This is a genomic window from Bradyrhizobium liaoningense, from assembly GCF_018130825.1.
In the GTDB taxonomy this organism is placed as follows: Bacteria; Pseudomonadota; Alphaproteobacteria; order Rhizobiales; family Xanthobacteraceae; genus Bradyrhizobium; species Bradyrhizobium liaoningense_B.
In genome coordinates this window covers 78,759-105,032 of the sequence record NZ_JAFCJS010000012.1, presented here as the reverse complement: position 1 = coordinate 105,032, position 26,274 = coordinate 78,759, and the positions used below count along the sequence as shown (strand labels likewise).

General features: G+C 64.0%; 21 protein-coding genes and 1 tRNA gene. 10 read left to right on the top strand and 12 right to left on the bottom strand.

Features of this window, described 5'->3' with window-relative positions; genetic code table 11:
• The first annotated feature begins 78 nt into the window (after positions 1–78).
• The 6 genes from JQ603_RS35225 to JQ603_RS35200 all read left to right on the top strand — a co-directional run bounded on the left by JQ603_RS35225 (position 79) and on the right by JQ603_RS35200 (position 5,971).
• On the top strand, positions 79–1,032 hold the full coding sequence (locus tag JQ603_RS35225; RefSeq protein ID WP_212347316.1) for a LysR family transcriptional regulator: 954 nt from the start codon (positions 79–81) through the stop codon (positions 1,030–1,032).
• Between the two features lie 311 nt (positions 1,033–1,343).
• On the top strand, positions 1,344–2,303 hold the full coding sequence (locus JQ603_RS35220) for a fatty acid desaturase (RefSeq protein ID WP_212347313.1): 960 nt from the start codon (positions 1,344–1,346) through the stop codon (positions 2,301–2,303).
• A 327-nt stretch (positions 2,304–2,630) separates the two neighbouring features.
• Positions 2,631–3,539 (top strand): NrtA/SsuA/CpmA family ABC transporter substrate-binding protein, encoded by a 909-nt coding sequence (locus tag JQ603_RS35215; protein ID WP_245004067.1) that lies wholly within the window; start codon positions 2,631–2,633, stop codon positions 3,537–3,539.
• Complete coding sequence (locus JQ603_RS35210; RefSeq protein WP_349630775.1) at positions 3,536–4,315, top strand: ABC transporter permease; 780 nt, start codon at positions 3,536–3,538, stop codon at positions 4,313–4,315. Before JQ603_RS35215 ends, JQ603_RS35210 begins: the two co-directional genes overlap by 4 nt.
• The gene (locus JQ603_RS35205) at positions 4,303–5,178 is read left to right on the top strand and encodes an ABC transporter ATP-binding protein (protein WP_212347311.1); all 876 of its coding nucleotides are present in this window, start codon (positions 4,303–4,305) and stop codon (positions 5,176–5,178) included. Before JQ603_RS35210 ends, JQ603_RS35205 begins: the two co-directional genes overlap by 13 nt.
• A gap of 67 nt (positions 5,179–5,245) precedes the next feature.
• On the top strand, positions 5,246–5,971 hold the full coding sequence (locus JQ603_RS35200; RefSeq protein WP_212347309.1) for a Crp/Fnr family transcriptional regulator: 726 nt from the start codon (positions 5,246–5,248) through the stop codon (positions 5,969–5,971).
• Here JQ603_RS35200 and atzF read toward each other — a convergent pair.
• Positions 5,968–7,350: an allophanate hydrolase gene (gene atzF, locus JQ603_RS35195; protein ID WP_349630774.1), complete on the bottom strand. Its 1,383-nt coding sequence runs from the start codon at positions 7,348–7,350 to the stop codon at positions 5,968–5,970. The genes JQ603_RS35200 and atzF overlap by 4 nt on opposite strands.
• 406 nt (positions 7,351–7,756) lie before the next feature.
• Positions 7,757–7,846, bottom strand: a tRNA-Ser gene (locus JQ603_RS35190).
• A gap of 196 nt (positions 7,847–8,042) precedes the next feature.
• On the opposite strand from JQ603_RS35190, the gene JQ603_RS35185 reads away from it, so the two are divergent.
• On the top strand, positions 8,043–8,384 hold the full coding sequence (locus JQ603_RS35185; protein WP_212347307.1) for a hypothetical protein: 342 nt from the start codon (positions 8,043–8,045) through the stop codon (positions 8,382–8,384).
• 153 nt (positions 8,385–8,537) lie between these two features.
• Here the strand turns inward: JQ603_RS35185 and JQ603_RS35180 are convergent, their stop codons facing one another.
• The 3 genes from JQ603_RS35180 to JQ603_RS35170 all read right to left on the bottom strand — a co-directional run bounded on the left by JQ603_RS35180 (position 8,538) and on the right by JQ603_RS35170 (position 12,546).
• On the bottom strand, positions 8,538–10,001 hold the full coding sequence (locus tag JQ603_RS35180) for a trehalose-6-phosphate synthase (RefSeq protein ID WP_212347304.1): 1,464 nt from the start codon (positions 9,999–10,001) through the stop codon (positions 8,538–8,540).
• Between the two features lie 240 nt (positions 10,002–10,241).
• The gene (gene otsB, locus JQ603_RS35175) at positions 10,242–11,060 is read right to left on the bottom strand and encodes a trehalose-phosphatase (RefSeq protein ID WP_212347301.1); all 819 of its coding nucleotides are present in this window, start codon (positions 11,058–11,060) and stop codon (positions 10,242–10,244) included.
• 4 nt (positions 11,061–11,064) lie between these two features.
• A complete protein-coding gene (locus JQ603_RS35170; protein ID WP_212347298.1) occupies positions 11,065–12,546 on the bottom strand; it encodes an MFS transporter in 1,482 nt (493 codons plus the stop codon).
• Positions 12,547–12,727: 181 nt separating this feature from the next.
• Between JQ603_RS35170 and JQ603_RS35165 the strand changes: the two genes are divergently transcribed.
• Complete coding sequence (locus JQ603_RS35165; protein WP_212347295.1) at positions 12,728–13,111, top strand: DUF3175 domain-containing protein; 384 nt, start codon at positions 12,728–12,730, stop codon at positions 13,109–13,111.
• Between the two features lie 112 nt (positions 13,112–13,223).
• Here JQ603_RS35165 and JQ603_RS35160 read toward each other — a convergent pair whose 3' ends face one another.
• Positions 13,224–15,257 (bottom strand): methyl-accepting chemotaxis protein, encoded by a 2,034-nt coding sequence (locus JQ603_RS35160; protein WP_212347292.1) that lies wholly within the window; start codon positions 15,255–15,257, stop codon positions 13,224–13,226.
• A 333-nt stretch (positions 15,258–15,590) separates the two neighbouring features.
• Complete coding sequence (locus JQ603_RS35155; RefSeq protein ID WP_212347289.1) at positions 15,591–17,630, bottom strand: methyl-accepting chemotaxis protein; 2,040 nt, start codon at positions 17,628–17,630, stop codon at positions 15,591–15,593.
• 262 nt (positions 17,631–17,892) lie between these two features.
• On the opposite strand from JQ603_RS35155, the gene JQ603_RS35150 reads away from it, so the two are divergent.
• Positions 17,893–19,059, top strand: a complete 1,167-nt coding sequence (locus JQ603_RS35150; RefSeq protein WP_212347286.1) for an FIST N-terminal domain-containing protein — start codon at positions 17,893–17,895, stop codon at positions 19,057–19,059.
• 5 nt (positions 19,060–19,064) lie between these two features.
• The gene (locus JQ603_RS35145; protein ID WP_212347559.1) at positions 19,065–20,420 is read left to right on the top strand and encodes a hybrid sensor histidine kinase/response regulator; all 1,356 of its coding nucleotides are present in this window, start codon (positions 19,065–19,067) and stop codon (positions 20,418–20,420) included.
• A gap of 144 nt (positions 20,421–20,564) precedes the next feature.
• Here JQ603_RS35145 and JQ603_RS35140 read toward each other — a convergent pair whose 3' ends face one another.
• The 5 genes from JQ603_RS35140 to JQ603_RS35120 form a co-directional block, all read right to left on the bottom strand.
• A complete protein-coding gene (locus JQ603_RS35140; protein ID WP_212347283.1) occupies positions 20,565–21,254 on the bottom strand; it encodes a response regulator in 690 nt (229 codons plus the stop codon).
• Between the two features lie 103 nt (positions 21,255–21,357).
• Positions 21,358–22,047, bottom strand: coding sequence for a response regulator (locus JQ603_RS35135; protein WP_212347556.1), 690 nt, complete (start codon positions 22,045–22,047; stop codon positions 21,358–21,360).
• Between the two features lie 153 nt (positions 22,048–22,200).
• Positions 22,201–23,379: a c-type cytochrome gene (locus JQ603_RS35130; protein ID WP_212347280.1), complete on the bottom strand. Its 1,179-nt coding sequence runs from the start codon at positions 23,377–23,379 to the stop codon at positions 22,201–22,203.
• Between the two features lie 139 nt (positions 23,380–23,518).
• Positions 23,519–25,234: a PQQ-dependent methanol/ethanol family dehydrogenase gene (locus JQ603_RS35125; RefSeq protein ID WP_245004065.1), complete on the bottom strand. Its 1,716-nt coding sequence runs from the start codon at positions 25,232–25,234 to the stop codon at positions 23,519–23,521.
• 273 nt (positions 25,235–25,507) lie between these two features.
• A complete protein-coding gene (locus JQ603_RS35120) occupies positions 25,508–25,957 on the bottom strand; it encodes an SRPBCC family protein (protein WP_211414326.1) in 450 nt (149 codons plus the stop codon).
• Positions 25,958–26,274 lie beyond the last annotated feature (317 nt).

The following is a 26,274-nucleotide window of genomic DNA, read 5'->3' as shown; positions in this document are numbered from 1 at the left end:
ACGAGCCACGCAGATAGCTGCACTGCGGCAAAACCATTAGAATGTCCGCAATCCAATCATTTATGACGTGAATTCAACATGGCTCGTTTCGACACCAACCGCTCCGCCGAGATGGAGGTCTTCGTCCGCGTCGTCGACCTCGGCGGCTTCACCCAGGCTGCGCGAAAACTGCGCCTGACGCCGTCGGGCGTGAGCAAGCTGATCTCGCGGCTGGAGGCACGGCTCGGCTCGCGCCTGATCAACCGCACCACGCGCAAGCTCACGCTGACCGAGGAAGGTCAGTCCTTCTACGACCGCGCCGTGCGCATCCTCAGCGAGATGGAGGAAGCCGAGCGCGAGGCAGCCTCGGGCGCCGCGCCGCGCGGCCGCCTTACCGTGAACAGCAACATCCCTTTCGGCATGCTGCACATGATGCCGCTGATCCCCCGCTTCCTCGAACAGCATCCCGAAGTCACGCTCGACCTCGTACTGACCGATACGCTGATCGACCTGATGCAGGAGCGGGCCGACGTCGCCATCCGTGTCGGACCTCTGAAGGCCTCACGCCTGATCGCACGCAAACTCGGCACCAGCCGCATGGTGGTCGTCGGCACCCCAAACTACCTGGCACGCTTCGGCACGCCGAAGACGCCGGAGGATCTTGCCGATCACCGCGGCATCGGCTGGACCTTTCCGCGCATCCGCGGCGGCTGGCCATTCCGGCGCGGCGACCGCACCGAGGAAGCCGTGCCGCCACCGGTGGCGCGCGCCAGCGACGGCGAAGCCGCCCGGCGCCTCTGCCTCGGCGGCGTCGGCCTCGCCCGCCTCGCCCTCTTCCACATCGGCCCCGACATCGAAGCCGGCCGCCTCGTGCCGGTGCTGCAGGGCTACAATCCCGGCGACCGCGAAGACATCCACGCCGTCTATGTCGGTCACACCGCGCCGCTACCCGCCCGCGTGCGCGCGTTCATCGATTTCCTCGCAGAGCATGTCAGGGTGAGCGATCCCGCGCTGAAGCGGGCCGGGGATGGGAGGTGGAAATTGGTGGGATGAGCCCACGGCGGGAGGGAGAGTGTCAGTCAATCCCCACCGACAGATGAAGCATTTTTGTCTTCCTAGGCCAAACGCCGCGCGACTCGTATTCGCGCACCGCTGCCCATAACGGCACTAGCGAACGATCCGTCGCCGGGTCGATGCGGTCAAGCGAAGGCCACAAATCTCGGGACGCCGGCCGCCGACGCCCGTGAAATTAATTGCTTCTGCATTTGCGGCGTCGCCTCCTAAGATCGGTCCGTGCTTGACGAATTCCAGCGTCCGCACGAGCACGGTCAAGTGCGTGATCCCGCAACGAGGCGACGACGATCATGAGCAATGCCATCACTGCCACCGGAGAGAAGCCGCTGACTCCGGCCATGCTGCGCGAGTTGTCGGTGCGGTCCGATTGGCAAGGTCTGGTCCGCGCGGCCAGCCACTACGGCGTCATCGTCGTTGTGGGCGCGCTGATCTGGCTGGTCTCGTCGCGATACGGGATCGTCTGGGCGTTGCCGCTGGTTGTCATCCAAGGTTACTTTGTCGCATTCCTGTTCATGGTGGTCCACGAGACCGCACACAAGACGGCGTTTCGCAGCCGCGCGCTTAATCTCACCTTCGGTCAACTCTCTTCGTTCGCGGTCGGCTTGCCTTACGAATATTACTGCCTGTTCCACTGGGATCATCATCGCTATACGCAGGATCCAATGAGGGATCCGGAACTGCTGTCGGTCCCGATCCCGACCTCGGACGCGCAGCTGGTGATCGTCTACAGCGGCTTGCGGCAGGTTGCCTTCCGGGTGCGGCTGATGCTTCGCCATGCGTTGACCGGAAACGCCACGTCGCCCTGGATTCCGGAAAGCAAGCGCCACATTGTCGTGACGGAAGCGCGCCTCCATCTGGCAGGCTACGTCGCGCTGCTGCTGGCATCGGTCGCGCTGCACAGCTTGATCCTGTTGTGGGTCTGGGTCGTCCCCGTGATCGTCGGTCAATTGTTTCTGCGTCCGTATCTCCTTGCCGAACACACCGGTTGCGATCGCACGCGCAGCGCCTTCCAGAATACCCGCACCACCTATACCGCCATGTTCGTGCGCTGGTTCGCATGGAACATGCCCTATCATGTCGAACACCATGCCTATCCTTCGATTCCGTTCCATGCGCTGCCGAAACTGAACCGGATCGTCGCCGATCAGATCGTCTACCGGGGCCCGGGCTACATCGCAGTGACACGGCAGACGTGGGCCTGGTTTCGCCGCGCACGCAACGGCATCGAAAGCCCGATCGGTTCTGATTGAATCGGGATCAGGGCTTGATGAAAGCCAGCAGAGTGCCGTTGCCGTAGGCTACGATGCGCCCAAGGTGCGAGCAGCTTGATGAATTTATTGCCCCAGTCACAGTCGGAAGCTGGTCTGCTTGCGCAGAAATTGGACAGCGTCGGGCCTTGTCGATTAATTGCTTCACGGTCTCCCGTCTTGAGACGACCCTCGTGTCACGGTCGATCACTCCGGTCGCCGGCATCACAGGGGTTTGGCATGCGATCAACAACCGCTCTTCGCTCTGCCGTGTTCGTGCTTACTGCGTCCATCCTGTTTACGACGCCTCAGCGCGCGACTGCCGGAGAATTGCTGAAGGCGCGGCTCGCCCAGAATCTCGGGCCGATCTCGGGACTGGCGATTGTCGCCAACGCGAAGGGTATTTTCGCCAGGCAGGGGCTCGACATCTCGGTCTCCAATTTCACCAGCGGGAAGCAGTGCCTCGATACGGTGCTTGGGGGAGGGGCGGATATCGCGACAACCGCCGAGGCGCCGGTCACGGCGGCCGCGATGGCGCAACAGCCGATCGCCTTCGTGGCGGGGATGGAATATTCGGATCTCAAGACCATGACCGCAGCTTCTGCCGGGATCAAGACGAAGGCCGATCTGCGTGGAAAGCGGATCGCCTTTACGGCCGGAACCGGCAGCGAAGTTTACACCTCGGTTCTGTTGAAAGCGGCGGGCCTGACTTCGAAGGACGTGACGCTCGTCAACCTGCGCCCTCAGGAGATGCTCCCCGCCATGGCGGCCGGCAGCATCGACGCGTTCGATACCTGGGAGCCGCACGTCGCGAATGCGAAGAAGGCTCTTGGCGAAGGCGCGATCCCGCTTGATACCAAAGGTCTCTACTCGGAGACCTTCAATATTGTCGTGACGCAGTCTTATCTCGCGGCCAACCCGTCGATCGTCAGCAAGTTCCTGGCGTCCCTCATCGAAGCCGAGGGCTGGCTCAAGGCGAATCCGGATGATGCGATCGACGTCATCGCCGCAGCGACCGGGATGAAACGCGACGAATTGGCTTCGATCTGGCCGGACTATGTCTACCATGTGCGTCTCGACGACAGGTTTCTCACGACTCTGAAAACCCACGCCGCCTGGCGGCTCGAGACCGGCAATCATCCCCCTGGAGCGAGCATGCCCGATTTCACGAAAGTCCTGGTGACGGCGCCGCTGAAGGCGCTCGACCCGGCTCGCGTCACGCTGGAGGCGCGCCCGTGAGCATCGGGGGACGCAGCCGTGCGAGCGCGACCGCACGGCTGAGCGTGCTGGTCGCCGTCCTCTCCGTGCCCGCCTTCACAGGCGTGTGGGAACTGGTTGCGCGCTCCGGCATCGTGAACGCCGTGCTGTTTCCGCCGCCATCGACCGTCGCTGTCGCCATTCTCGAATGGATTCGCAGCGGACAATTCTTCGCCGACCTGATGGCGAGCCTCTCGCGCGTGGCCGCGGGATTTGCGATCGGGGCCGCGGGCGGCATCGTGCTCGGCGTCCTGACTGGCCGGTTCCGGCTGGTGTCCAGCCTGCTTTCACCCTTGTTTCACATCCTTCGTCCAATTCCTCCCATAGCCTTCGTGCCGATCGTCATCCTTTGGTTTGGCCTCTCGGAGACTGGCAAGCTTTTCCTGGTCGTTTGGGGCGTGTTCTTCACGGTATGGCTTGCGACCCACATCGGGGTGCAGAAAGTCGACCGCGGACTTATCCGTGCCGCGCAGATGCTCGGCACGCCGCAGCCGCAGATGCTGTGGGAGATCGTCCTTCTTGGCGCGCTGCCCTATATCACGGTCGGTCTTCGGACCGCGGTGAGCATCTCCTTCTACACGCTGGTCGCCGCCGAGTTGGCGGGAGCGTTCGCCGGTATCGTCTACCGTATCGAAATTGCGCAACAGAACATGCAAACGGGTCAGGTCATGGGCGGGTTGGCGGCTCTCGGGCTGCTTTCCTTCGTCGCCGACCGTTCCTTTGCGATTCTTGCCGAACGCGCCGTGTGGTGGCGATGACCCCGAGCCTGCTTCGTCCAGACCAGCCGCTCAGGCTCGTGGATACGTCCCCGCCGTCCGCCCCGGCGCGTCAGGCGATCATCCGGGTTGAGGATTTGAGCATCGTCTTCGATGCGCCGAGCGGACAGGTCGTCGCGGTCGATCGCGTATCCCTGGCGGTAGCCCAGGGAGAATTCGTCTCGATCGTCGGTCCATCCGGCTGCGGCAAGTCCACGCTCCTGAATGCGATGGCCGGCCTCGAGCGGCCGTTCGAAGGCCAGGTGCTCATAGCCGGCGAAGCAATGCGCGCGCCACGGCCCGAGATCGGGATGGTCTTCCAGCAGCCCCATCTGTTTCCGTGGAAATCGGTGCGCCGGAACATCGCGCACGGGCCGCGCGCCCTCGGCAAGCCGAAAGCGGAGGCGCTGCGGATTGCCGACGACCTCATCGAGATGATCGGGCTGACCAGGTTTGCGTCGGCATATCCGCACACGCTATCGGGAGGCATGCAGCAGCGGGTTGCGATTGCCCGTGCCCTCGCCAATCAGCCGCGCGTGCTGTTGATGGACGAGCCGTTCGGAGCGCTGGATGCGCAGACCCGGGCGGTCATGCAGGACAATCTGCTCGAGCTCCGCGAGCGGATCAACGCAACGATCGTCTTCGTCACACACGACATCGATGAAGCGATCCTTCTCTCTGACCGCGTGCTGATCATGAGCGCGGGACCAGGCCGCATCCTGAGGGATCTTCAGGTGAGCCTGCCGCGACCGCGCTCCAGCGCCATCGTTGCGGAGGCTGCCTATCTCGCCCTCAAGCGGGATTGCCTTGACCTGATCCGCTCGGAAGGCCGCAGGGCCTTCGAGCAAATGGAAGTCAGGACGTAGGCGCCTGCCGACAGGTCTGGCATGGCTCTTGAATGATTTTCCCTTGCGGCGGCAAGGGAGCGAGCGGATGTCGGCGGCAAGTCTCGGGAATACGGCCGGCATCATGCTGGCGGGATCGGATGCTCTGGTCGGGTCGCTGCCCAGCTTGTTGGATCCGTTGTGTGAGGCTGACCGGCGTCGTGTCCTCGCCATCGGCCGCGAGGAGGTCCTGCAGGCAGGCAAGCATGTCTGGCGTCAGGGCGATCTGCAGAACGGCATTTATCTGATCGAAGAGGGACGTATTCGCAGCTACTACGCGGCTCCTTCCGGACGTGAGGTGACGCTGGCCTACTGGTTCGCCGGCAATTTCGTCGGCGGCCCGGATCTGTTCGGTACTGGTGCCCACGTATGGTCTTCGGTTGCGGTGGAGCGGAGCCAGGTGACATTCTTGCCCGGCCCAGCCCTGCGCGCGCTGGCGCTTCAATCGGCAAGTATCGCGGTCGCGCTGCTGGATGCGCTCGCCTTCAAGGCACGGTGCTACTCGGCCATGGCGCAAATGCTGGGGACCCGCTCGGTGACCGAGCGGTTGCATCGTCTGTTGGTCTTTCTCTCGAAGATCTACGGCTCGCAGCAGGGCCGTGAGATCGTGATCGGGATTCCGTTCACGCATGGTGATCTCGCCAATCTGATCGGCTCAACCCGCCAATGGGTGACGGTGCAGCTTTCCCGCATGCAGGCAAGGGGCGTCATCCGTTATCACCGGGGCCTGATTGTGATCCTCAATCTGCGCGCTCTCGATCTCGAAGTCGTCTAGGACGTGGCCTTCGGATATACTTTTAGATCGAACAGTCCGGCCTTCGCATCGGGCAGCCATCGCTCGGCAAGGTCGAGAAGGGCATGATCACGCCACGCAGGCGCCAGCAAAGTGATGCCCATCGGCATGCCGTTGCCGAGCGTTGCGTTGGGAACGGCCACCGCGCACAAGTCCACGAGATTGGCAAAATAGGAGTAGTAACCGAGGCGGTTGTTGAGCGTGATGGGATCTTCCATCATCTCCGAGATCGTGAAGGGGCGTGGCGCGGTCGGGACCACCAGGACATCGATCTCCTCGAAAAGCGATTGGATCTGGCGTCGCAGCTTCAAAAGTCGATGTTGCGCGGCGAACGCATCTGTTGCGGAAAACCGGGCAGCTGCGCCCAGCACGTTGCGGATGACGTCAAGCAGGCCTCCATGATCGATGTCCAGGAGCTTGCTGATCGCCGCATGACGTTCGGCAATCCAAGGCCCTGAAAAGAGCATTTCACCGGCTTCGGCGAAAGGCGCGAAGTCAATTTGCCTGGCTTGGCCTCCCAGTCCCGAAAGCCTCGTGCAGGCCTGCCCGTAAAGGTCATTGCATTCCGGCATGCCGAATGAATTGAGATGACCGACGGAGACCTGGCCGAACCGGAATTTGCGAGGAGATGGGGAGGACGAGGCAATCCGTTGGCGGCTATAAGGATCGCTGTCGTCGAATCCTTCGATCAACCCGAGCAGAATTCGGCCTTCGGCAATGGAATTGCAGAAAATCGAGGGACAATCGAGCGTCGGACAGTTCGGCACAAGCCCCCGGGATGAGACGAGGCCGACGGTTGGCTTGATCCCGATGATCCCATTGAAGCCTGCGGGAATCCGGCCCGAGCCGCCGGTATCCGTGCCGAGAGCGAAGGCAACATGGCCGGATGCTACGGCAGCAGCCGAACCGGAACTCGAACCGCCGGAGACATACAGATCGTTGGCTGCGCTGGAACAGGCGCCATAGGGAGATCGTGTGCCGGACAGTCCGGTTGCGAACTGATCCAGGTTGGTCTTGCCAAGACAGATCGCACCTGCGGCCGTCAAACTCTCGACGCATCTGGCCGATTGCGCAGCCACATATTCGAATGACGGACAGGCTGCCGTCGTTGGCATGTCCTCGACGTCGATATTGTCCTTGACGCCGAATGGCACGCCAAGGAGCGGCAGGACTTCACCCTGCTCCGCTCGCCGCACAAGGGCATCTGCCTCAGCCAGCGCTTCTTCCAGGGGCCGCACATAGATCCAGCAGTTGCGGTGCCGGTCCCGTGCGATGCGCTCATAGGCGGTTCTGATGATGGAGGCCAACTCGGCGGGCGAACGTAGAGGTCGGCTCTGCGCGGATAAGATCGCTTGCGGCACGGAATAAACTCCTGAGGGCATGACCGCACAAATATGAAGCCGCTGCCCGGCAGGGAAAGCAACTAAGTGCCTCTGCCGTACGGCCAGGAGCCGAACCTGCAACCAAACCGTTATGAGCGGCAGCACATCGATCGCGCGCGTTGTTTTTTTTGCTGCGTTTTCGTTCGGGTTTGATCGCGTTCGCAACGGTCGTCGGACTGTTGCTGTGCAAGCTGGTGCGGATGAGGCGCGACGTTCAGACTTTCTATCTGAAGGTCATAGGTTCAAATCCCATCCGCGAATTGAACCCACCAATCAGATCGGGTTGCGCAGCGGATCCGTTCGACTGCCGATCTCGTCATGGAGCGCTAGGAATTGCGCGGTTCAAGTATCCTAAATCGCAGTCTGGCGTGCAAAATCGCGCAAATGGCGGAGAGAGTGGGATTCGAACCCACGGTACGGTTTCCCGCACACACGCTTTCCAAGCGTGCGCCTTAAGCCACTCGGCCATCTCTCCGGAGCGCCCTCTCTTGAAGGGGCGCCGGTGATTTTGCAAGGGATCGCGGGGAAATCGGGTGAATTTTCCGTAAGATGTTGTATTTAAACAATAATATCAGGCGTCTGCGGGGGCTTTGGAACCCCTTGTGGGCTGAACCGGAGGCGGGTTTGGCGCGACGATTCACCTGAGGCAACCAAACACGACCGGGGACGCCATGACCATCCGCAACACCATCGCCGCACTGAGCCTGATTTCGGCCGTCAGCTCCACCTTTGCCGTGCCGGCGCTGGCCCAGGTCTGCACCCGGCAAGGCGTCGATGTCAGCTGCGACGACGGGCGGCGCGGGGTGCTGTCGGGCGATGCCATCCTCTGGCCGGACGGGACGCGCTCGAGTTCGACGCCGCATCAGAGCGTCATCATCGGCAACAAGAGCTCGATCCATGTCGGACCCGGCGTATTCGTCGGCCAGGGCAAGGGCATGGTGCCGCTGGACGATCCCAACGCGCCGAACAAGCGGCAGTGCGCGATCCTGGACGGCGTGTCATATTGTTATTGAGGCGTCGTTTTTCACCTCGCCCCGCTTGCGGGGAGAGGTCGGATCGCTCTTGCGATCCGGGTGAGGGGGTACAGGTCCCTCGACAAACTCACGCGTGGAGAGAGCCCCTCACCCCGACCCTCTCCCCGTAAGAACGGGGAGAGGGAGAAGAGGCTAAATCAACCGCACACCCGATATCGCCGACCTCAGCCAGCGCAGCGCTTGCGGCGGCTGGGCGGCGAGCGGAGCGACGGCGGCTTTCTGCGTGCGGCACTTTTCCAGTTCAGCGACGAAATCGGTGGACCATTGCTGGATGGTGTGGCCGCGCAGCTTCTTCATCATCGCGTCCCAGCGCATCTTGCGCTCGGTGAGCGGCATCGCGGCCGCGATCGCGATCGCGCGCGCCATGCCGTCGATGTCGTGCGGATTGACCTGCAGCGCCGCGTCGAGCTCGTTGGCGGCACCGGCAAATTTCGACAGCACCAGCACGCCGGGATCGGACGGGTTTTGCGCGGCGACATATTCCTTGGCGACGAGATTCATGCCGTCATGCAGCGGCGTCACCACGCCGACCTGCGCGGTACGATAGAGGCCCGCGAGCACGGCCTGGCTGAAGCCCTTGTTCAGATAGCGGATCGGCGTCCAGTCGACCTCGCCGTGGCGGCCGTTGACGTCGGTGACGAGGCGCGCGACCTCGTTCTGGAGATTGCCATAGGCCTCGATCGCGCCGCGCGAGGGATTGGCGATCTGAAGCAGCGAGATGCTGCGCAAAAACTGCGGCTGATCGGTCCAGAGCCGGTCGAACGCGCTGATGCGGTTGACGAGACCCTTGGAATAGTCGAGCCGGTCGACGCCGATCGCGAGCCGCTCGCCATTGAGGCTGCGGCGCAGTCGCGACACATCGGGATGCGATGCCGACTTCGCCGCATAGGCTGCGAATTTTTCCGCATCGATACCGATGGGGAAGACTTCGCAGCGCGTGCGACCATGCTGCGAGATCACGACACCGTCTTCGATGGTGAGACCAAGCTCGCCGCCGACGTAACCGAGAAAATTCTGCCGGTCCTCCTCGGTCTGGAAGCCGAGCAGATCATAGGCCAGCATCGCCGTGATCAGCTCACGATGATTGGGTACGCCCTGCATCACCGCGGCCACCGGCCAGGGCGTATGCAGGAAGAAGCCGATCGGATCGTCGACGCCGAGTTCGCGCAGCTCCGCGCCGAGCGCCAGGAAATGGTAGTCCTGCACCCAGAACGCGGTCCGGGCCTTGCGGAAGCGCATCAAGGCGCGCGCCATGAAGGCGTTGACCTCGCGATAGCTGACATAATCCTCGAGCGAGACGCGAATCAGATCGCTGCGCGAGTGCAGGGCCGGCCACAAAGCCGAATTGGCGAAACCTTCGTAATAGCCGCCGTAATGCGCCGCCGGCAGATCCAGCGTTGCGATCGCGCCCGAACCCAGCGCTTCGATCTCGGCAAACGGTTCCTTCTGGTGGCCGTCACGCACGCGGCCCGAGGAACCCACCCAGATGGCACCAGAATGCTCGACGACGGGAAGCAATGCCGCAGCAAGGCCGCCCGTCATGGGCTCGTTGGGCTTGCCGCGGGCGACGCGATTTGAAACGACAACCAAGTTCACAGGTCGTCCCCTCCTGTTCATTCCACCCCGTTTAACTGCCGTTCATCAATATGGTTCCTGTCATGATTTCTTCGGATTGAAACCAAAATCGGGCATGCGCGTTGGAACTGGATTCGCCTGCGGAACCCGGAAATTTCACTGCAAAGACAGCATTTGCGGTCGCATCGCACAGCACGCATTGCGGTTCGCAATGACGTCGTGCGGATGGCATTGTGTCTGTGACGTGGCGCTGCCTTCGTTTCACCTTGGATCGAGCAGGCGCGCGAGGAACATGCGCACATCGGCGGGCGCATCAAAGTGTCCGTTCACGCCCATGGCGCGGCGGCCGACCGAGAAGGCGAGCCCGTCCATGTCGGGCATGATCGCGAACACCGTCTCATCCGTGACGTCGTCGCCGATGAACAGCGGGCGGCGCCCCCTGAAAGGTTCATGTTTCATCAATTCGCGCACGCCGCTCGCCTTGGTGAAGCCCGAATGCTTGATCTCGCAGACGAACTTGCCCGGCAGCACCTCGATGGGCGCGCTGGGCAGGTCGGCGCGGATCAGCGAAACGGATTCGTAGATCGCCTTCTCCGCATGCGGCGCGAGGCGGTAATGCAGCGCCAGCGAATAGCCCTTGTCCTCGAGCAGAATGCCGGGCGAAAGCTTGGCGATCGCAGCAAGCCGCCGCTTCAGCTCCTTGTCCAGCGGTGGCGCGTGCACGTCGTCCGCTTCACTGTCCACCGACAGCCGCATCTCCGCGCCGTGACCTGCAACCGCGCGGAAGACGTCGGGCGCGAAGATCAGGTCGATGTCGTTGAGCGAGCGGCCGCTGACCAGCGCCAGCGCTCCGGAGGTGCGCTCTGTCAGCCGGTTGAGCGTCTCCGACAGGCCCGGCGGCACCCACACCTCGCGCGGCGTCGGCATCAGGTCGAGCAGCGTGCCGTCGATGTCGAGCAGGATCGCGGTCTCGTCGAGATGCGGGACGAGCGCATGCGGCACCGGCACCACATCGGGCGCGTCGTCGTCGAGCATGGTGCGCTTCTCGTCCAATGCCATATCCGCAAGTTCCGATTTCATCAGTCTACTCCATAAAGGCGAGCGGCCGCGCGATTTGTTCGAGCGATTTTCGTTCCGCGGAGACGGCATAGCGCCACGCCACGATCGCGGCCGCGATCATCAGGAAGGCCCCCAGCAGATAGCCGGCGAACACGCTGGTGCGTGATCCCGTATCGATCAGCACGCCGAACAATGCCGGTCCGATCACGCCGCCGATGCCGGTGCCGACCGCATAGAACACCGCGATCGCCAGTGCGCGCACCTCGAGCGGGAAGGTCTCGCTGACGGTGAGATAGGCCGCGCTGGCGGCGGGCGAGGCAAAGAAGAAGATCACCATCCAGGCGATGGTCTGTCCTTGCGCACTGAGCGCGCCGATCGTGAACAGATAGCCCGAGAGCGCCAGCAGCAGCCCGGAGATGCCGTAGGTGAACATGATCATGGTGCGCCGTCCGAGCGTGTCGAACAGGCGGCCGAGCAGCAGCGGGCCGAGGAAATTACCGGCGGCAAAGGGCAGCAGGTACCAGCCGACATGATCGGCGCTGATCCCGTAGAAATCGGTCAGCACCAGCGCGAAGGTGAAGAAGATGGCGTTGTAGAAGAACGCCTGCGCGCTCATCAGCACGAGGCCGACCAGCGCGCGCTGGCGATAGGTGGAAAACAGCGTATGCACGACCTCGCGGATCGGCGTGTGATCGCGCATCTTCAGCCGGATCTTCGTGAAGCGTCCGGAATCCTGGTCATGCCCGATCACCGAGCGCTCGATGTCGTCGACGATCGCGTGGGCTTGGTCCGGCCGGCCGTGGATCATCAGCCAGCGCGGGCTCTCCGGAATCCACATCCGCATCAAGAGCACGACGAGGCCGATAGCGGCGCCGATGAGATAGGCGAGGCGCCAACCAAGATCAGGGCCCATCAATGCAGGATCGAGCAAGACGATGGCCGCCACAGCCCCCATCGCAGCGCCGATCCAGAAGCTGCCGTTGATGACGAGATCGGTCCAGCCGCGATAGCGCGCCGGCACCAGTTCCTGGATGGTGGAATTGATCGCAGTGTATTCGCCGCCGATGCCGGCGCCGGTGAGGAAGCGAAACAGCGCGTAGCTCGCGATATCCCAGGACAACGCGGTCGCGGCGGTCGCCGAGAGATAGAGCGCGAGCGTGATGAAGAACAGCTTCTTGCGGCCGATGCGGTCGGTGAGCCAGCCGAAGCCGAGCGCACCGAGCACGGCGCCGGCGAGATAGGCGGAATTGGCGATGCCGAGATCGAGATTGGAGAAGTGCAGCGTAGGACTTTGCTTGAGCGCGCCGGAAAGCGCGCCGGCAAGCGTGACCTCAAGCCCATCCAGGATCCAGGTGATTCCGAGCGCCAGCACGACGCGGGTGTGAAAGCCGCTCCACGGCAGCGCGTCGAGACGCGAGGGAATGCTGGTTTCGACGATGCGATCGGAAGCGATCGCCGCAGGGACGGCAGGTCCGTAGTTCAGCGTTGGGGTTTGCTGCAATTCCATCGGGTTGTTGGATCTGACCAAAGGAAGCGGCCCCGGTTCACATGACTGGACGGGGCGATCCGATCATCGGGGGTGCGGCATTCCGCCTGCCACCTGCGACAACGTCTGCGGCGATGTCAGGTTCCCGCAGGAACAGTCCCACTTGCCGCCTGTTTGCGACGGAGCCGCAAGGAGTTGACGCATGGCTCATGTCAGAAAGACGACACATTCTCGAAAGAGCGGCACGCACAAGACTGCGCGCCGAAAGGCCAGCGCGAGGCGTCGTACCACGCGCAGGGGCACGAAGCGCGCGACGCCGAAGCGCTGGTCGCAGCGCGTGACGAGGGAGAGCGACGCGCTCGATCTCAAGCAAGGCGTGTTCAAGCTGACCAGCGCGAAGAAGATCGCGGCGTCGCTGAAGCGATCGGCCGAGCACAGCTCACGCCGCAAGACTGGCGCATACCGCTCGGCGCTGTCGATGCTGACCTTCTACATCAACCGCGCCGGCAAGACGCTGCCGAAGACCCAGCGCACGCGGCTGGAAAAGGCGAAGGTGGAGCTGAAGCGGGCGTTCGGGCGGGAGTGAGATTGTAGGGTGGGTTAGGCGAAGCCGTAACCCACCGCTTTACTCGCGGCAGTGAAATCAAGGTGGTGGATTACGCTTCGCTAATCCACCCTACGAATTCCTTCTGCCGTCTCTACGCCGCGCGGATATTCCCCATGAAGCGGTCGAGCTCGGCGCGCAGGCGAGTGCTTTCGGAGGACAGCGACTTGGCCGAGTTCAGCACCTCCTCCGAGGCCGAGCCGGTCTCGGCGGCGCCGCGGTTGACCTGGCCGATGTCGGTGGCCGCGGTCTGGGTGCCCTGCGCGACGGTCTGGACGCTGCGGGCGATCTCTTGCGTGGCCGCGCCCTGCTGCTCGACGGCGCTCGCGATCGAGGTCGAGATCGACGAGATCTGGCCGATGGTGGCGCCGATCTCCTTGATCGCGGCGACCGATTCGGCCGTAGCGCCCTGCATGCCCGCGATGTGCGAGGAGATCTCGTCGGTGGCCTTGGCGGTCTGGCTTGCCAGCGACTTCACCTCGCTCGCGACCACCGCAAAGCCGCGGCCGGCATCACCGGCGCGTGCCGCCTCGATGGTGGCGTTGAGCGCGAGAAGATTGGTCTGCTCGGCGATCGCCGTAATCAGCTTGACCACTTCGCCGATCTGCTGGGCGGCATGCGACAGTTTGCCGATGCGGCCGTCGGTCTCCTTCGCCTGCACCACGGCGGCTTCCGCGATCCGGCTGGAATCGCGGACCTGGCGGCCGATCTCCTCGACCGAGGCCGAGAGCTCTTCGGTCGCGGTCGCGACCGACTGCATGTTGGAGGAGGCCTGCTCGGAGACGCCGGCGACCTGGCTCGAGAGGGTCTGCGTGGTCTCGGCGGTCCGGGTCAGGGTCGAGGCCGCCGATTCCAGCTGCACGGCCGAGGCCGAGACATTGGAGACGATGGCGCCGACCGCACCCTCGAAATCGTCGGCAAAGCGGATCAGCTCGGCGCGGCGGCTGGCGGCCTGCTCCCGGTTCTGGACTTCGCTGGCGGCGGCGTCGCGCTCGGCCTTGGCGATCGCCTGAACCTTGAATTCTTCCACCGCGCCGGCCATCTCGCCGATCTCGTCCTTGCGCCCCAAGCCGGGCAGCACGACGTCGAAATTGCCCGAGGCAAGTTCGCGCATCGCCTTGCACATCGCGATCATCGGACGCGAGATGCCGTTGCCGAGCATCAGCGCGAGCGCAGCGCCGACGGCGAGGCCGCCCAGTGCCAGCATCAGCATCAGCCGCTCGGTCTCGACGATGGTGGTATTGGCGCTGGCCTCGATGCGCTGCTGGTCGGCGGTGAGATCCGAGCGCAGATCGGCCGAGAGCTTGAGGATGGACGCGGCCGTCTTGGTCATCTCGCCATTCGACTTGACGATGACCTTCACGTTCTCGGTCAGCTTCGAGAATGAGGTACGGTACTGCTTCAGGAGGTTGCCGATCTCGGTGACGCGGTCGGTGATCTTCTGGTCGTTGGCGTAGATCGAGACCAGCAGGGTCTCCAGGAACTTGATACGGGCGATCACGCCGTCGGCGGTCTTCGGCTCGGGCTTGGCGACGAAGGCGCTGACCGAGGTGGAGACCGCGAGATATTGCGAGGTGACGTCCTTGGCCGTGGTCTGGACCGAGGCGAGACCGGCGAGCGCCGCGGTATCGGCGAGGTCGTCGAACTTGAAGCGGATCTTGTTGCCGACGCTGTTGAGCTCGTCGGCCGCGATCTTGTTGTTCTCGCGCGTCAGGGTGATGATCTCACCGAAGACCTTGGTGAAACGCTGGAACTCGGCCTCGAGCTTGCCGACCTGCTCGCGGCGCGCAGCGCCGGTCGTGGCCGCCATGGACTTGGCGATTGCACCCCTCAGATTCTCTTCCGCCGCCTTGGCTGCGGTCTCGTCATCGGTCGCGCCGGTCAGCGTATAGGCCCGCGCCAGTCCCTGATAGGCGATCAGCTCGCGGTCGACGGTCCGCGCAAGGTCCGCTTCGGATACGCTGGTCCGGTAGGAGGCCACGGCAGCCTGGATCCGCTCGAAGCCGAAATAGGCGAAAGCCATGCTGACGGCGAGGATGGCCAGCACCGCCACGAAGCCGAGGATGATTTTTGCGCGAAAGCGCAAGGTGAGCAGCTTCGATGTGTTCGGCTTCGACTTGACGGGCATTCCCCCACCCCATTCCATTCGCGGAAAACCAGGCGCAGCCCGGGAGCAGCCCGCTCCCCGACTCGTATGCACGGTAGTTGGCAAAGGATAAGCGGCGGTAAATTTGTGGCGCCGCAACTGGCGGTTAGGTGTCGCGGGGAATTGTTAAGGCGGGCTTTCTCGCACCGCTAAAATTCTGCTGTCGTCCTGGACAAGCGAGCGGAGCGAGCGCTGATCCAGGACCCATTACCACAGCACGTGGTTTGGCGAAGGCTTGGGGTTGCCGGTCTTCGCCCAACTGGCTCCTGGGGTAATGGGTCCTGGCTTTCGCCAGGACGACGATGGAGAGAGCGCCTACGCCGCCCTGATATTCCCCATGAAGCGGTCGAGCTCGGCGCGCAGGCGGGTGCTTTCGCTAGAGAGCGACTTGGCCGAGTTCAGCACCTCCTCAGAGGCCGAGCCGGTCTCGGCGGCGCCGCGGTTGACCTGGCCGATGTCGGTGGCCGCGGTCTGGGTGCCCTGCGCGACGGTCTGGACGCTGCGGGCGATCTCCTGCGTGGCCGCGCCCTGCTGCTCGACGGCGCTCGCGATCGAGGTCGAGATCGACGAGATCTGGCCGATGGTGGCGCCGATCTCCTTGATCGCGGCGACCGATTCGGCCGTAGCGCCCTGCATGCCCGCGATGTGCGAGGAGATCTCGTCGGTGGCCTTAGCGGTCTGGCTTGCCAGCGACTTCACCTCGCTCGCAACCACCGCAAAGCCGCGGCCGGCGTCGCCGGCACGCGCGGCCTCGATGGTGGCGTTGAGCGCGAGAAGATTGGTCTGCTCGGCGATCGCCGTGATCAGCTTGACCACCTCGCCGATCTGCTGGGCGGCATGCGACAGCTTGCCGATGCGGCCGTCGGTCTCCTTCGCCTGCACCACGGCAGCTTCCGCGATCCGGCTGGAATCGCGGACCTGGCGGCCGATCTCCTCGACCGAGGCCGAGAGCTCTTCGGTCGCGGTCGCGACCGACTGCATGTTGGAGGAGGCCTGCTCGGAGACGCCGGCGACCTGGCTCGAGAGGGTCTGCGTGGTCTCGGCGGTGCGGGTCAGGGTCGAGGCCGCCGATTCCAGCTGCACGGCCGAGGCCGAAACGTTGGAGACGATGGCGCCGACCGCGCTCTCGAAATCGTCGGCAAAGCGGATCAGCTCGGCGCGGCGTCCCGCCGCCTGCTCCCGGTTCTGGACCTCGCTGGCGGCGGCGTCGCGCTCGGCCTTGGCGACGGCCTGAACCTTGAATTCTTCCACCGCGCCGGCCATCTCGCCGATCTCGTCCTTGCGCCCCAAGCCGGGCAGCACCACGTCGAAATTGCCCGAGGCGAGCTCGCGCATCGCCTTGCACATCGCGATCATCGGACGCGAGATTCCGGTGCCGAGCAGGAAGGCGAGAACCGCACCTAACAGCGTGCCGCCGACGGCCAGCATCAGCACGAGTTGCTCGGTCTGCCCGATGGTCGCTTCCGACTCCGAATCCAGCCGCTGCTGCTCGGCGACGAGGTCCGCCTTCATGGCGGTCGCGCCTTGCAGGATCGCACCGGCCGAGCCGCTCATTTCGGTGACGAGCTCATCCACCATCTTGGCGTTGGCGATCAGCTTCTCCAGCGCTTCGCGATAGGCCACCAGGATGGTCTTGGCGTCCTTCAGGCCGGCGACGATCTTGTCGTCCATGGAATAGACCGCGCCGAGCGAGTTCTCGACGAATTTCAGCCGCGCCAGCGCGCTGGTGGCGATCGCCTGGTCGGACGTCAGCACGAAGTTGGTCGCCGCCGCACTCGCGGTCTGGAACTGGGCGTTGACCTGCTTGGTGCCGAACTCGATCGCCTGCGCCTCGGAATCGGAGGCATTGTTGCCGACATCGTCGAGCTTGTATTTCAGCAGGTTGGCCTGGCGCGTGAGCTGGTTCTGCACCAGCAGCGCGCTGTCACGCTTGGCCTGCAGCACTTTTGCGAAGGTCGCGGAGAAGTTGGAGAACTCCTTGGCGAGCTTGTTGAGGCTCTCCTGCCGCGCCGGCTTCTTGGCACCCTTGATGGCCTGATCGATGGCGCTCTTCAGGCTGGCCTCGGCATCGAGCGCCGCCTTGGCGTCGTCTTCCTTGCCGGTGACGACGAAATATTTGACGGCCGAACGATAGGCGAGCAGCTCGCGGTCGATGTTGCGGGCGAGGTCGGCTTCGGACACGCTGGTACGGTAGGACCCGACCCCGGACGACACCCGCTCGAAGCCGAAATAGGCGAAAGCCATGCTGCCGGCCGAGATCACCAGCACGGCAGCAAAGCCGAGAATGATTTTTGCGCGGAACCTGAGGGTCGGAAAAATTGCACGCTTCGACGGCGACGCGACACGCCCGGACATTCCCAACCCCCAACTTATGTTCTTGCAACGACTAGCGGCGCGGAAGCAGCCCTTCCCGAACCGTGCGGAAAATTAAGGCAGAATCGTCAAGGGGTGGTAAATCCGTCCGGTTTGCATCCTGAATAGAGAGTTCCTCCCGAAGGGCGTGTCCGGCCTTGCGGGACCGGGCGCCGTGTTGCGGCTCACCGGAAAACGCCCTACTCTCGAATACTTATCAGGCACTTGGCATTAGACCGAGCTGGTCCTCGAGGGGAGAAACGGAGTGGGGCAAACCGATTTTCGGTTTGGCGGTGCGTCTGGCGTTGCCGTGGCCAAATCGAAGGCTGCGAGCGTCGATGAAGCCGTGGCCGAACTGGCGGCCCAGCTCCCCTCCGACGAGCTGGCGCTGATCCTGGTGTTCCTCTCCCCCAGCTACGATCCCCATCACTTCATCGCCGAGATCACCCGGCACTTCGACGAGACCCAGGTTTGCGGTTGCACCACCGCGGGCGAGCTTGCCCCCGATGGCTGGGACGAAAACAGCGTCGTGGCGCTGGCGTTCAGCCGCGCTGATTTCTCCGCGGCGGTGCGGCCCATTTTCAACCTCGACAGCTTCCGCGTCGAGGACGGCCGCAGGATCGGCGGCGAGCTCCGGCACGAGCTGTTGCGGGCCACTCCGCAGGTCGACCGCGGCAGTGCCTTCGGCCTCGTCCTGATCGACGGCCTGTGCCGCCGCGAGGAAGCGGTGATGTCCGCGCTCTATGCATCGCTGGACGACATTCCGGTCGTCGGCGGGTCCGCAGGCGACGGGATGCGCTTCGAGAAGACCTTTGTGTTCTTTGGCGGCAAGGCGCACAGCAATGCCGCCCTGCTGATCCTGTTGAACACATCGTTGCCGTTCCGCGTCTTCAAGTGCGACAATTTCGAGCCGCGGGCGCAGAAGATGGTCGTGACCGAGGCCGACATCGAAAATCGAATGGTCAGGGAGCTGAACGCGGAGCCTGCCGCGCTGGAATATTCGCGTGTGGTCGGCATCATGGACGCCAAGCTCGATCCGTTCTCCTTTGCATCGCATCCGGTGCTGGTGCGCGTCGGCGGCTCCTATTACGCGCGCTCGATCCAGCGCGTCGAACCGGACGGCTCGCTGCATTTCTTCTGCGCCATCGACGAGGGCATGGTGCTGACGGCGGCGACGTCGCGAAGCCTGGTCGGCGCGACCCGCGAGACGTTTGCCGATATCCGCGACCAGATCGGAGAGGTCTCGCTCTATATCGGCTTCGAGTGCCTGCTCCGCCGGCTCGACGCCGAGCAGCATCAGCTCACCCGCGACATGTCCGACTTGTACCGGCAGAATCGGGTCGTCGGTTTTCATACCTATGGCGAGCAGTTCGGCTCCATGCATGTGAACCAGACCTTCACGGGCGTTGCGATCGGAAGGCGTCCGTCGTGACGGACATGTGGCAGGGCCCCGATGCGGTCGACCAGCTGCGGCGCGAGGCCGCCAAGCTGAGGAAGATCAATGCCGCGCTGATGTCGCGCGTCGAGCGCTCGATGGACCAGCAGCTCAACGCCTTCTCGCTGTTCGAAACCGCCATTGCGCTCGACCACAAGGTTCGCGACCGGACGCACCAGTTGCGCGAGGCGCTGCATTCGGTCGAGCGCGCCAATGAGGGTCTCTACCGCGCCAAGCAGCAGGCGGAGGCGGCAAGCTCGCTGAAATCCTCGGTGCTGATTTCGGTCACCCACGACCTGCTGCAGCCGCTCAACGCGGCGCGCCTGACGCTGTCGGCGCTGACCGAGATGATGGAGTCGCAGGAGGCCGGCCTGCTGATCGACCAGGCCAACCGCTCGCTGGTGATGCTGGAGGACCTGCTGCGGTCGCTGCTGGAGATCGCCAAGCTCGACGCCGGCGCACTCAAGCCCGACGTGCGCGCGATCGCGCTGGCGCCCTTGTTCGAGCAGCTCCGCAACGAGTTCGAGCCGATCGCCGCGCGGCAAGGCCTGTCCTTGCGCATCCGCAGCTCACCGCTGGCGGTGACGTCGGATACGATGATGCTGCGGCGGATCCTGCAGAACCTGCTCGCCAATGCCATCCGCTACACCCGCAGCGGCGGCGTCGTCATGGGATGCCGGCTGAGAGGCGACCGCATCTGCGTCCAGGTCTCCGACACCGGGCCTGGAATTGCGCAGGCGCAGCAGGAGGCGATCTTCCGCGAATTCCAGCGCGGCGAGGCCATTGCGACCGACCAGGCCGGCTTCGGGCTCGGCCTCTCCATCGTCCGCCGCTTCGCAACCGTGCTCGGGCACGAGGTGCGGCTGTCGTCGCAGCTCGGCAGGGGATCGACCTTCACCCTGGAGCTGGAGCCGGCCGACCTCACTGACGTCGGCGACGCGGTGCACGAGGTCAAGCTCGCCGAGCGGCACTACAATTATAGCGGGCTCGAAGGCGCAAAGATCCTGCTGATCGAAAACGATCCGAACGGCTCGGAGGCGATGGCCGCGCTGCTGGAGGGATGGGGCTGCGACGTCGCGACCACGCGATCAGGCGCGGACGCGCTGTTGCGCCTCAGCGAGCTCGGCGGCGCCCCCGATGCCGTGATTGCCGACCTCCATCTCGATCACGGCGAGAGTGGCCTGTCGGCCATCGCCGCCGTCCGGGAGCAGTTGAAGCTCGACACGCCGGCCATGATCATCACCGCCGACTATTCGGAGAAGGCGGCGAAGGAGGCGAGCCTCCACGGCCTCGAAGTGCTGAAGAAGCCGATCAAGCCTGCCGAGATGCGGGCGCTGCTGTCGTTCCTGCTGAGCTAGCGCGCGGCTGCTTACATCAAATATCGCAAAACAACCCCATGCACAGTAGAGGTAATATCTTACGCCGGGCCAAGGTTTTGATTTATTGATGAATCATCTGCCGGATGTTGCGCGCCCGGCACGGCAAGAAGAGGCGAAACCGCGTCACTGCTGATCCGGATGTGCCCGCTCGCGCCTGGTGCCCTCGGCTGCCAGCGTCGCGAAATCGATCCGGGACATTTCGACGATCGCCTTGGTGCGGCTCAGCACGTTGAGCTTGCGCAGGATGTCGGAGACGTGGACCTTCACGGTGGTCTCGGAAATCTTCAGCTCATAGGCGATCTGCTTGTTCTGCAGGCCGCGCTTGAGCATTTCGAGCACGCGCAATTGCTGCGGCGTCAGATCATGCAGGCGCCTAATGAGATCCTGCGCGGGGCCGGAGGCGCGCTGCGGGCGGACAAGCGCGCGATAGGCGGCGGGAACACAGACCGAGCCGCGCAACACCTCGCCGATCGACTGCGCCAGCTCCTGCTTGGACGATGATTTGAGGATGTAGCCGGACACGCCGAGCGACAGGGCGCCGGACATGATCTGCGGATCCTGATGCCCGGAGACGATGACGACGGGAATCCTGGGAAACGCCTTGCGGATGCGGATGATGCCCGAAAGACCTGTGGTGCCCGGCATCGACAGGTCGAGCAGGATGAGGTCGAGCCCGGTGGTCGCCGCGACCTGCTCGAGCGCGCCGTCGATCGACGTCGCCTGAAAGATCTCGGCCGCCGGCGCCACCATCTGGAGCGCGGCCTCGAGAGCCTCGCGAAATAACGGATGATCTTCGACAATCAGAAATCGCATCACGGATGAGCCATTCCCTCATTATTGCCGGGTTCGAGGTCGAAGCGAGAATGTCTCAACCCAGTCAGAGCGAGTTGATCCAGGTCAAGCACGACATCGCGCCTCATTGCGGCCGCCCGCGGTCGGCCCGCGCATAGGGCCGGGCCTTGGGATCGGGCAAGTCCATCTTGCCGATCTCGATGATCGCCTTGTTGCGGCTGAACAGGCCGAGCTTGCGCAGAATCTCGGTGATGTGCGCCTTCACCGTGGATTCGGCGAGCTGAAGCTCCTGGGCAATCTGCCGGTTCGGATAGCCGCGCCGCAAGAGATCGAGCACGCGAAGCTGCTGCGGCGTGAGCTCGCGCAGCTTGACCTCGAGCGCCTTGCTGGCCTCGGCCCGCCGCCGCGGCGTCGCCACGAAATCCTTCGGCACCGACACCGATCCCTTCAGCACGCCCTCGATCGATTGCGCCAGCTCGCGCTTCGACATCGACTTCGGCAGATAACCGGCGGCTCCCAGCTCCAGCGCCTCGCGGACGACGCGCTGGTCCTCGTCGCTCGACACGATGGCGACCGGCAGGCGCGGACAGGCCTCGCGCAAGCGCAGAAAGCCGGAGAAGCCGGTCGAATCCGGCAGCAAGAGGTCGAGCAGCGCGAGGTCGATGCCCTCGCCCTGCTCGGCCGTCAGGATATGAAGGGCATCCTCGATCGACATCGCCTCGAAGATCCGCGCCTCCGGCAAGGCCAGCCGCACCGCATTGCCGAGCGCCTCGCGAAACAGCGGATGATCGTCGATGATCAGGAAGCTGGTCATGGCGCCTTCGCAGGACTGCACCGCTGAATGCTGCACCGTACAGGCATCCGCCGCCGTAGCGGAAGAGGCAGAACCGTGCGGCACCCGTCCGGCACCGGGATGGTGCCGGATGGACGCTAGCACATCCTCCCGATCGGGTTCGGTCAAGATCGTTCAGTCGTTCGACTCGGACTGGACCGTCAGCAGGAAGGAATAGATGCTGTCGAACTGGTCGTCGGTGTAGACCTCCTTCCAGGCCGGCATGCCCTTGGTCGGCCGTCCCTCATGCACGGTCGTCCAGAACTTCTCGCGCATCTCGTCGCCGTAGCGGTGACGCAGCAGCCGCAGATCGATCTTCCGCTCGCTCTGGATGGCGTCGGGGCCGTGGCAGTGCGCGCAGGTTCCGTTGAAGATCTCCTTGCCCGCGCCGACGGCCTCGGCACCTGGCGCGGCCGCGTCGCCCTTGGTCTCGGTCGCCACCACATTGGCAATCTCCGTCACGCCGGCTCCGGTTCCCGTCCCCGTCGTGGTGGCCGCCGGCACCGCGCCGAAGCGAACCGGCGCGCCGGTCGGCAGGCCGTATTTCACCGCGAGTGCGCCGATCGTGCTCTGAAGCTGCGGCAACACGGCATCAACGCGATCGCGCAGCTCGGTCGAGGTCTTGGCAAAGCCGATGGCGGCGTCCCATGACAGGCCTTCGCCTTCGGTAAGCTCGATCTGATAGCGGCCATTATAGGTGGTCTTGTTCAGCCAGCCGGCGACCGGCCCCCAGATGAAGGCGACGTCGGCCCTGCCCTGGTCGAGCGCCTGCATGCCTTCCTCGGGCGACAGCACCGTCACCTTCTGGATGTCGTCGCGGCTGGCGAGCAGGTTTTGCGGCGTGCTGGCGAACTGTACCGCGACGCGCTTGCCCTTGAGGCCGTCGATGCCGCCGGGTGCCTGGCCCTTGGCCGCGACGAGGGCATAGCCCTCCTTCGCGAAGCTGCTGGAGAAGATCACGGCCGGCCCCATGAAATCCTCGGACCGCGGCAGCCCGATCATGGCGTCGCATTGCTTGCCGAGCAGCGTGACGCGCACGGTGCGCTTGCCGAAATAGGATTTGTACCAATCATAGGCGATCGGCCGACCGAGCGCCTGCGCCAGGGCCTGCCCGATCTCGACATAGAAGCCCGGCTGCGACGCACTATCGCTCGAGAATGGAAGGTTGGTCGGATCGGCGCAGAGACGAAGCGGCTGCGCCTCGTCGGCGCGCAGCGGCGAGGCCGGAACGATCAGCGCCGCGGCGGCACATGCGAGCAAGGCTGAGATGGAGCGATGTCGGCTCGCACCGATGGCAGAATGATTGGCACGCATCCTCGTCTCCCCTAGCGTTGTTGGGCCGGAGCTTGTTGAGCCTGGCGCTGCGACATCGGGCATCAACCGATGCCGCAGCTCATGTCTGGAAAAAGCGCGCGCGTATCCCGTCACCTCGAGAGGATACGCGCGCGAGTGGTCACTGGACGGAGAACACAAAGAGCGAACCGCCCTCGGGAGCTGCGGCCGTCATCTTCTTTCCTACCTCGCCCAGGAACGCAGGCAGCGCAGCCGTGCGGCCGACGACGATGGCGACATATTGCTTGCCGTCGACCTGATAGGTCACCGGACCTGCGCCGATGCCGGAGCCGAGATTCTTGCTCCACAGCACCTTGCCGGACTTCGCATCGATGGCGCGGAAGTCGCCATGGATGTTGCCGGCGAACACGAGACCGCCGCCGGTGGTCAGCGTGCCGCCGTTGAACGGCAGGTCTTCCTTGATCGACCAGACCTTCTTCTGCGCGACCGGATCCCAGGCCACGAGCTCGCCGAGGAAGCCGCCGGGGCCTTCCTTGGTCGGGAACTCGGCGCCGAGATAGAACACGCCGCGCTTGTAGGCGACGTCGCTGACCGACCAGTCCATGCAGACATTGTTGGACGGGATGTAGACGAGGCCGGTCTGCGGGTTGAACGACATCGGCTGCCAGTTCTTGCCGCCGATCAGGTTCGGGCAGATGTCCTTGGCGGGATGATTCGGCCCGGGACGCTTGTCGGGATCCTCGACCGCGCGCATCGTGGCGATGTCCCACTTCTTGGCCCAGTTGGAGAACACGTACTTCTCCGCCGACAACACCTTGCCGGTCTCGCGGTTGGCGACGAAGAAATAGCCGTTGCGATCCGCCTTCATCAGTGCCGGAACGGTGCTACCGCCGATCTTCAGATCCGCGAGCACGGCTTCGTTGACGCCGTCATAGTCCCAGGCATCGGCCGGCGTGGTCTGGATGTGCCACTTGATCTTGCCGGTGTTGGGATCGAACGCCACCGTCGAAGCGGTATAGAGGTTGGTCAGCTTGCCGAAATTGCCGTCGCCGGTCGAGCGCACAGCGGTGTTCCACGGGCCGGGATTGCTGGTGCCCCAATAGACCGTGTCGCTCTTCGGATCGTAGGAGCCGACCAGCCAGGCCGCGCCGCCGCCATGCTGGGCGGAATCGCCCTTCCAGGTGTCGCCACCGGGCTCATCCGGCGAAGGAACGGTGAAGGTCTGCCATACCTGCTTGCCGGTGTTGATGTCGAAGGCCTGCAGCGAGCCGCGCACGCCGTATTCGCCGCCGCCGAAACCGGTGATGACCTTGTCGCGCACGACGAGCGGCGGCGAGGTGATGACGGAACCCTGCTTGTAATCGACCACCTTCGTCGTCCACAGCACCTTGCCGGTCGCGGCATCGAGCGCCGTCAGCTTGCCGTCGAGACGGCCGACGAAAATCTTGCCGTCAGCGTAGGTCACGCCGCGATTGTTCACGTCGCAGCAGGCGTATTGCAGCACGTCCTCGGGAATGTCGGGCTCCCAGGTCCACTTGCGCGCGCCGGTGGCCGCATCGAGCGCGTACACGTATTTCGGGCCCCACGAGCTCGAAACGTAGAGCGTGTTGCCGATGACGATCGGCGAGGATTCATTCGAACGCAGCGATGCCAGCGAGAACGAATAGGCGAGCGTCAGCTTGCCGGCGTTCTCGGTGTTGATCTGCTTCAGCGGGCTGAAGCGCGTGTTGCCGTAGTCGTGGCCGGCGACGGCCCACTGGTTCGAATCGGATTGCGCCTTGAGCACGGTCTCGTTAGCGCGAGTGCCGGATGTAGCGGCGGCGAGCATCGCAATCATGGAGATGCCGGCCAAGAAGCCCTTCGTTCCAAAGGTCATGTATTCCCTCCGCGATGTTGTTGTGAACGCCTCGTTGGGCGCCTGAGCGCGCTGCGCTCGTGATGCGCAGTTCATCTGCGAGCCATCGTTCGAAATTACAGCATCGCCTTTTCGCGCTTAGTATAGGCGGAAGGTAGTAGTGCAGATCATCGGCGGCTTTCGCTGCTCATCTCGTTGTCCTGCCTTGCGTCTTGCCCGTATTTTTCAGCTCGAAATGCGCCGCCGGATTACGGCAGCATCGCGCCGCAATCCGATTTGTCCCCCGTGCATCGGTCACGATGATGGCGCTACCACCGCCGCAAAACTTTCGAAGAAATTCGCGGCGAGTTTGCGCGACGTCGAGTCGATCAGGCGCGAGCCGAGCTGCGCGAGCTTGCCGCCGATCTGCGCGTCGGCCTCGTAATGCAGGATGGTGACGTCAGGCGATTCTTCTTCCAGCCTGACCTTCGCGCCGCCCTTGGCAAAGCCGGCGACGCCGCCGGCGCCCTCACCGACGATGCGATAGCCGTTGGGCGCATCGATGTCGGTCAGCGTCACCTTGCCGCTGAACGTCGCCTTCACCGGACCGACCTTCAGCACCACGGTCGCCGTCATCTCCGTCGGCGATGCCATCTCGAGCGATTGGCAGCCGGGAATGCAGCGCCTGAGAATATCGGGATCGTTGAGCGCAGCCCACACCGTGGCCTTCGACGCCGGGATCCGCTGACTGTCGTTCATCTGCATCGCTTCCATCCCTTTTGACCGTTGCTTGTACGGTTCGACTAGGGGGACGTCCGGCTGCGATCAATCGCCAGGAAGTACTAGGCCTCTTTTTCTGACGTCTCATTTACTCAACGTCATTCCGGGGCGCGACGAAGTCGCGAGCCCGGAATCCATTTACCGGCGGACTCCGCCGCCCGATGGATTCCGGGCTCCCCTCGCTCCGCTCGGGCCCCGGAATGACGGAGTGGATTGCAACACCCGGCCGGCGCGGCCGGTCGGCAACGATTTGCTGCATCGCCGTAAGCAAAATCAACGACTTAGCTCGCTTCCGCCTACTA

Bases quoted from the DNA above. Each gene is read 5' to 3' on its own strand.
- JQ603_RS35145 (WP_212347559.1), top strand. From the start codon at position 19,065: ATGTGGCAGGGCCCCGATGCGGTCGACCAGCTGCGGCGCGAGGCCGCC.
- JQ603_RS35130 (WP_212347280.1), bottom strand. From the start codon at position 23,379: ATGCGTGCCAATCATTCTGCCATCGGTGCGAGCCGACATCGCTCCATC.
- JQ603_RS35160 (WP_212347292.1), bottom strand. From the start codon at position 15,257: ATGCCCGTCAAGTCGAAGCCGAACACATCGAAGCTGCTCACCTTGCGC.
- JQ603_RS35220 (WP_212347313.1), top strand. From the start codon at position 1,344: ATGAGCAATGCCATCACTGCCACCGGAGAGAAGCCGCTGACTCCGGCC.
- otsB (WP_212347301.1), bottom strand. From the start codon at position 11,060: ATGAAATCGGAACTTGCGGATATGGCATTGGACGAGAAGCGCACCATG.
- JQ603_RS35200 (WP_212347309.1), top strand. From the start codon at position 5,246: ATGTCGGCGGCAAGTCTCGGGAATACGGCCGGCATCATGCTGGCGGGA.
- JQ603_RS35135 (WP_212347556.1), bottom strand. From the start codon at position 22,047: ATGACCAGCTTCCTGATCATCGACGATCATCCGCTGTTTCGCGAGGCG.
- JQ603_RS35125 (WP_245004065.1), bottom strand. From the start codon at position 25,234: ATGACCTTTGGAACGAAGGGCTTCTTGGCCGGCATCTCCATGATTGCG.
- JQ603_RS35155 (WP_212347289.1), bottom strand. From the start codon at position 17,630: ATGTCCGGGCGTGTCGCGTCGCCGTCGAAGCGTGCAATTTTTCCGACC.
- JQ603_RS35120 (WP_211414326.1), bottom strand. From the start codon at position 25,957: ATGCAGATGAACGACAGTCAGCGGATCCCGGCGTCGAAGGCCACGGTG.
- JQ603_RS35170 (WP_212347298.1), bottom strand. From the start codon at position 12,546: ATGGAATTGCAGCAAACCCCAACGCTGAACTACGGACCTGCCGTCCCT.
- JQ603_RS35225 (WP_212347316.1), top strand. From the start codon at position 79: ATGGCTCGTTTCGACACCAACCGCTCCGCCGAGATGGAGGTCTTCGTC.
- JQ603_RS35165 (WP_212347295.1), top strand. From the start codon at position 12,728: ATGGCTCATGTCAGAAAGACGACACATTCTCGAAAGAGCGGCACGCAC.
- JQ603_RS35185 (WP_212347307.1), top strand. From the start codon at position 8,043: ATGACCATCCGCAACACCATCGCCGCACTGAGCCTGATTTCGGCCGTC.
- JQ603_RS35140 (WP_212347283.1), bottom strand. From the start codon at position 21,254: ATGCGATTTCTGATTGTCGAAGATCATCCGTTATTTCGCGAGGCTCTC.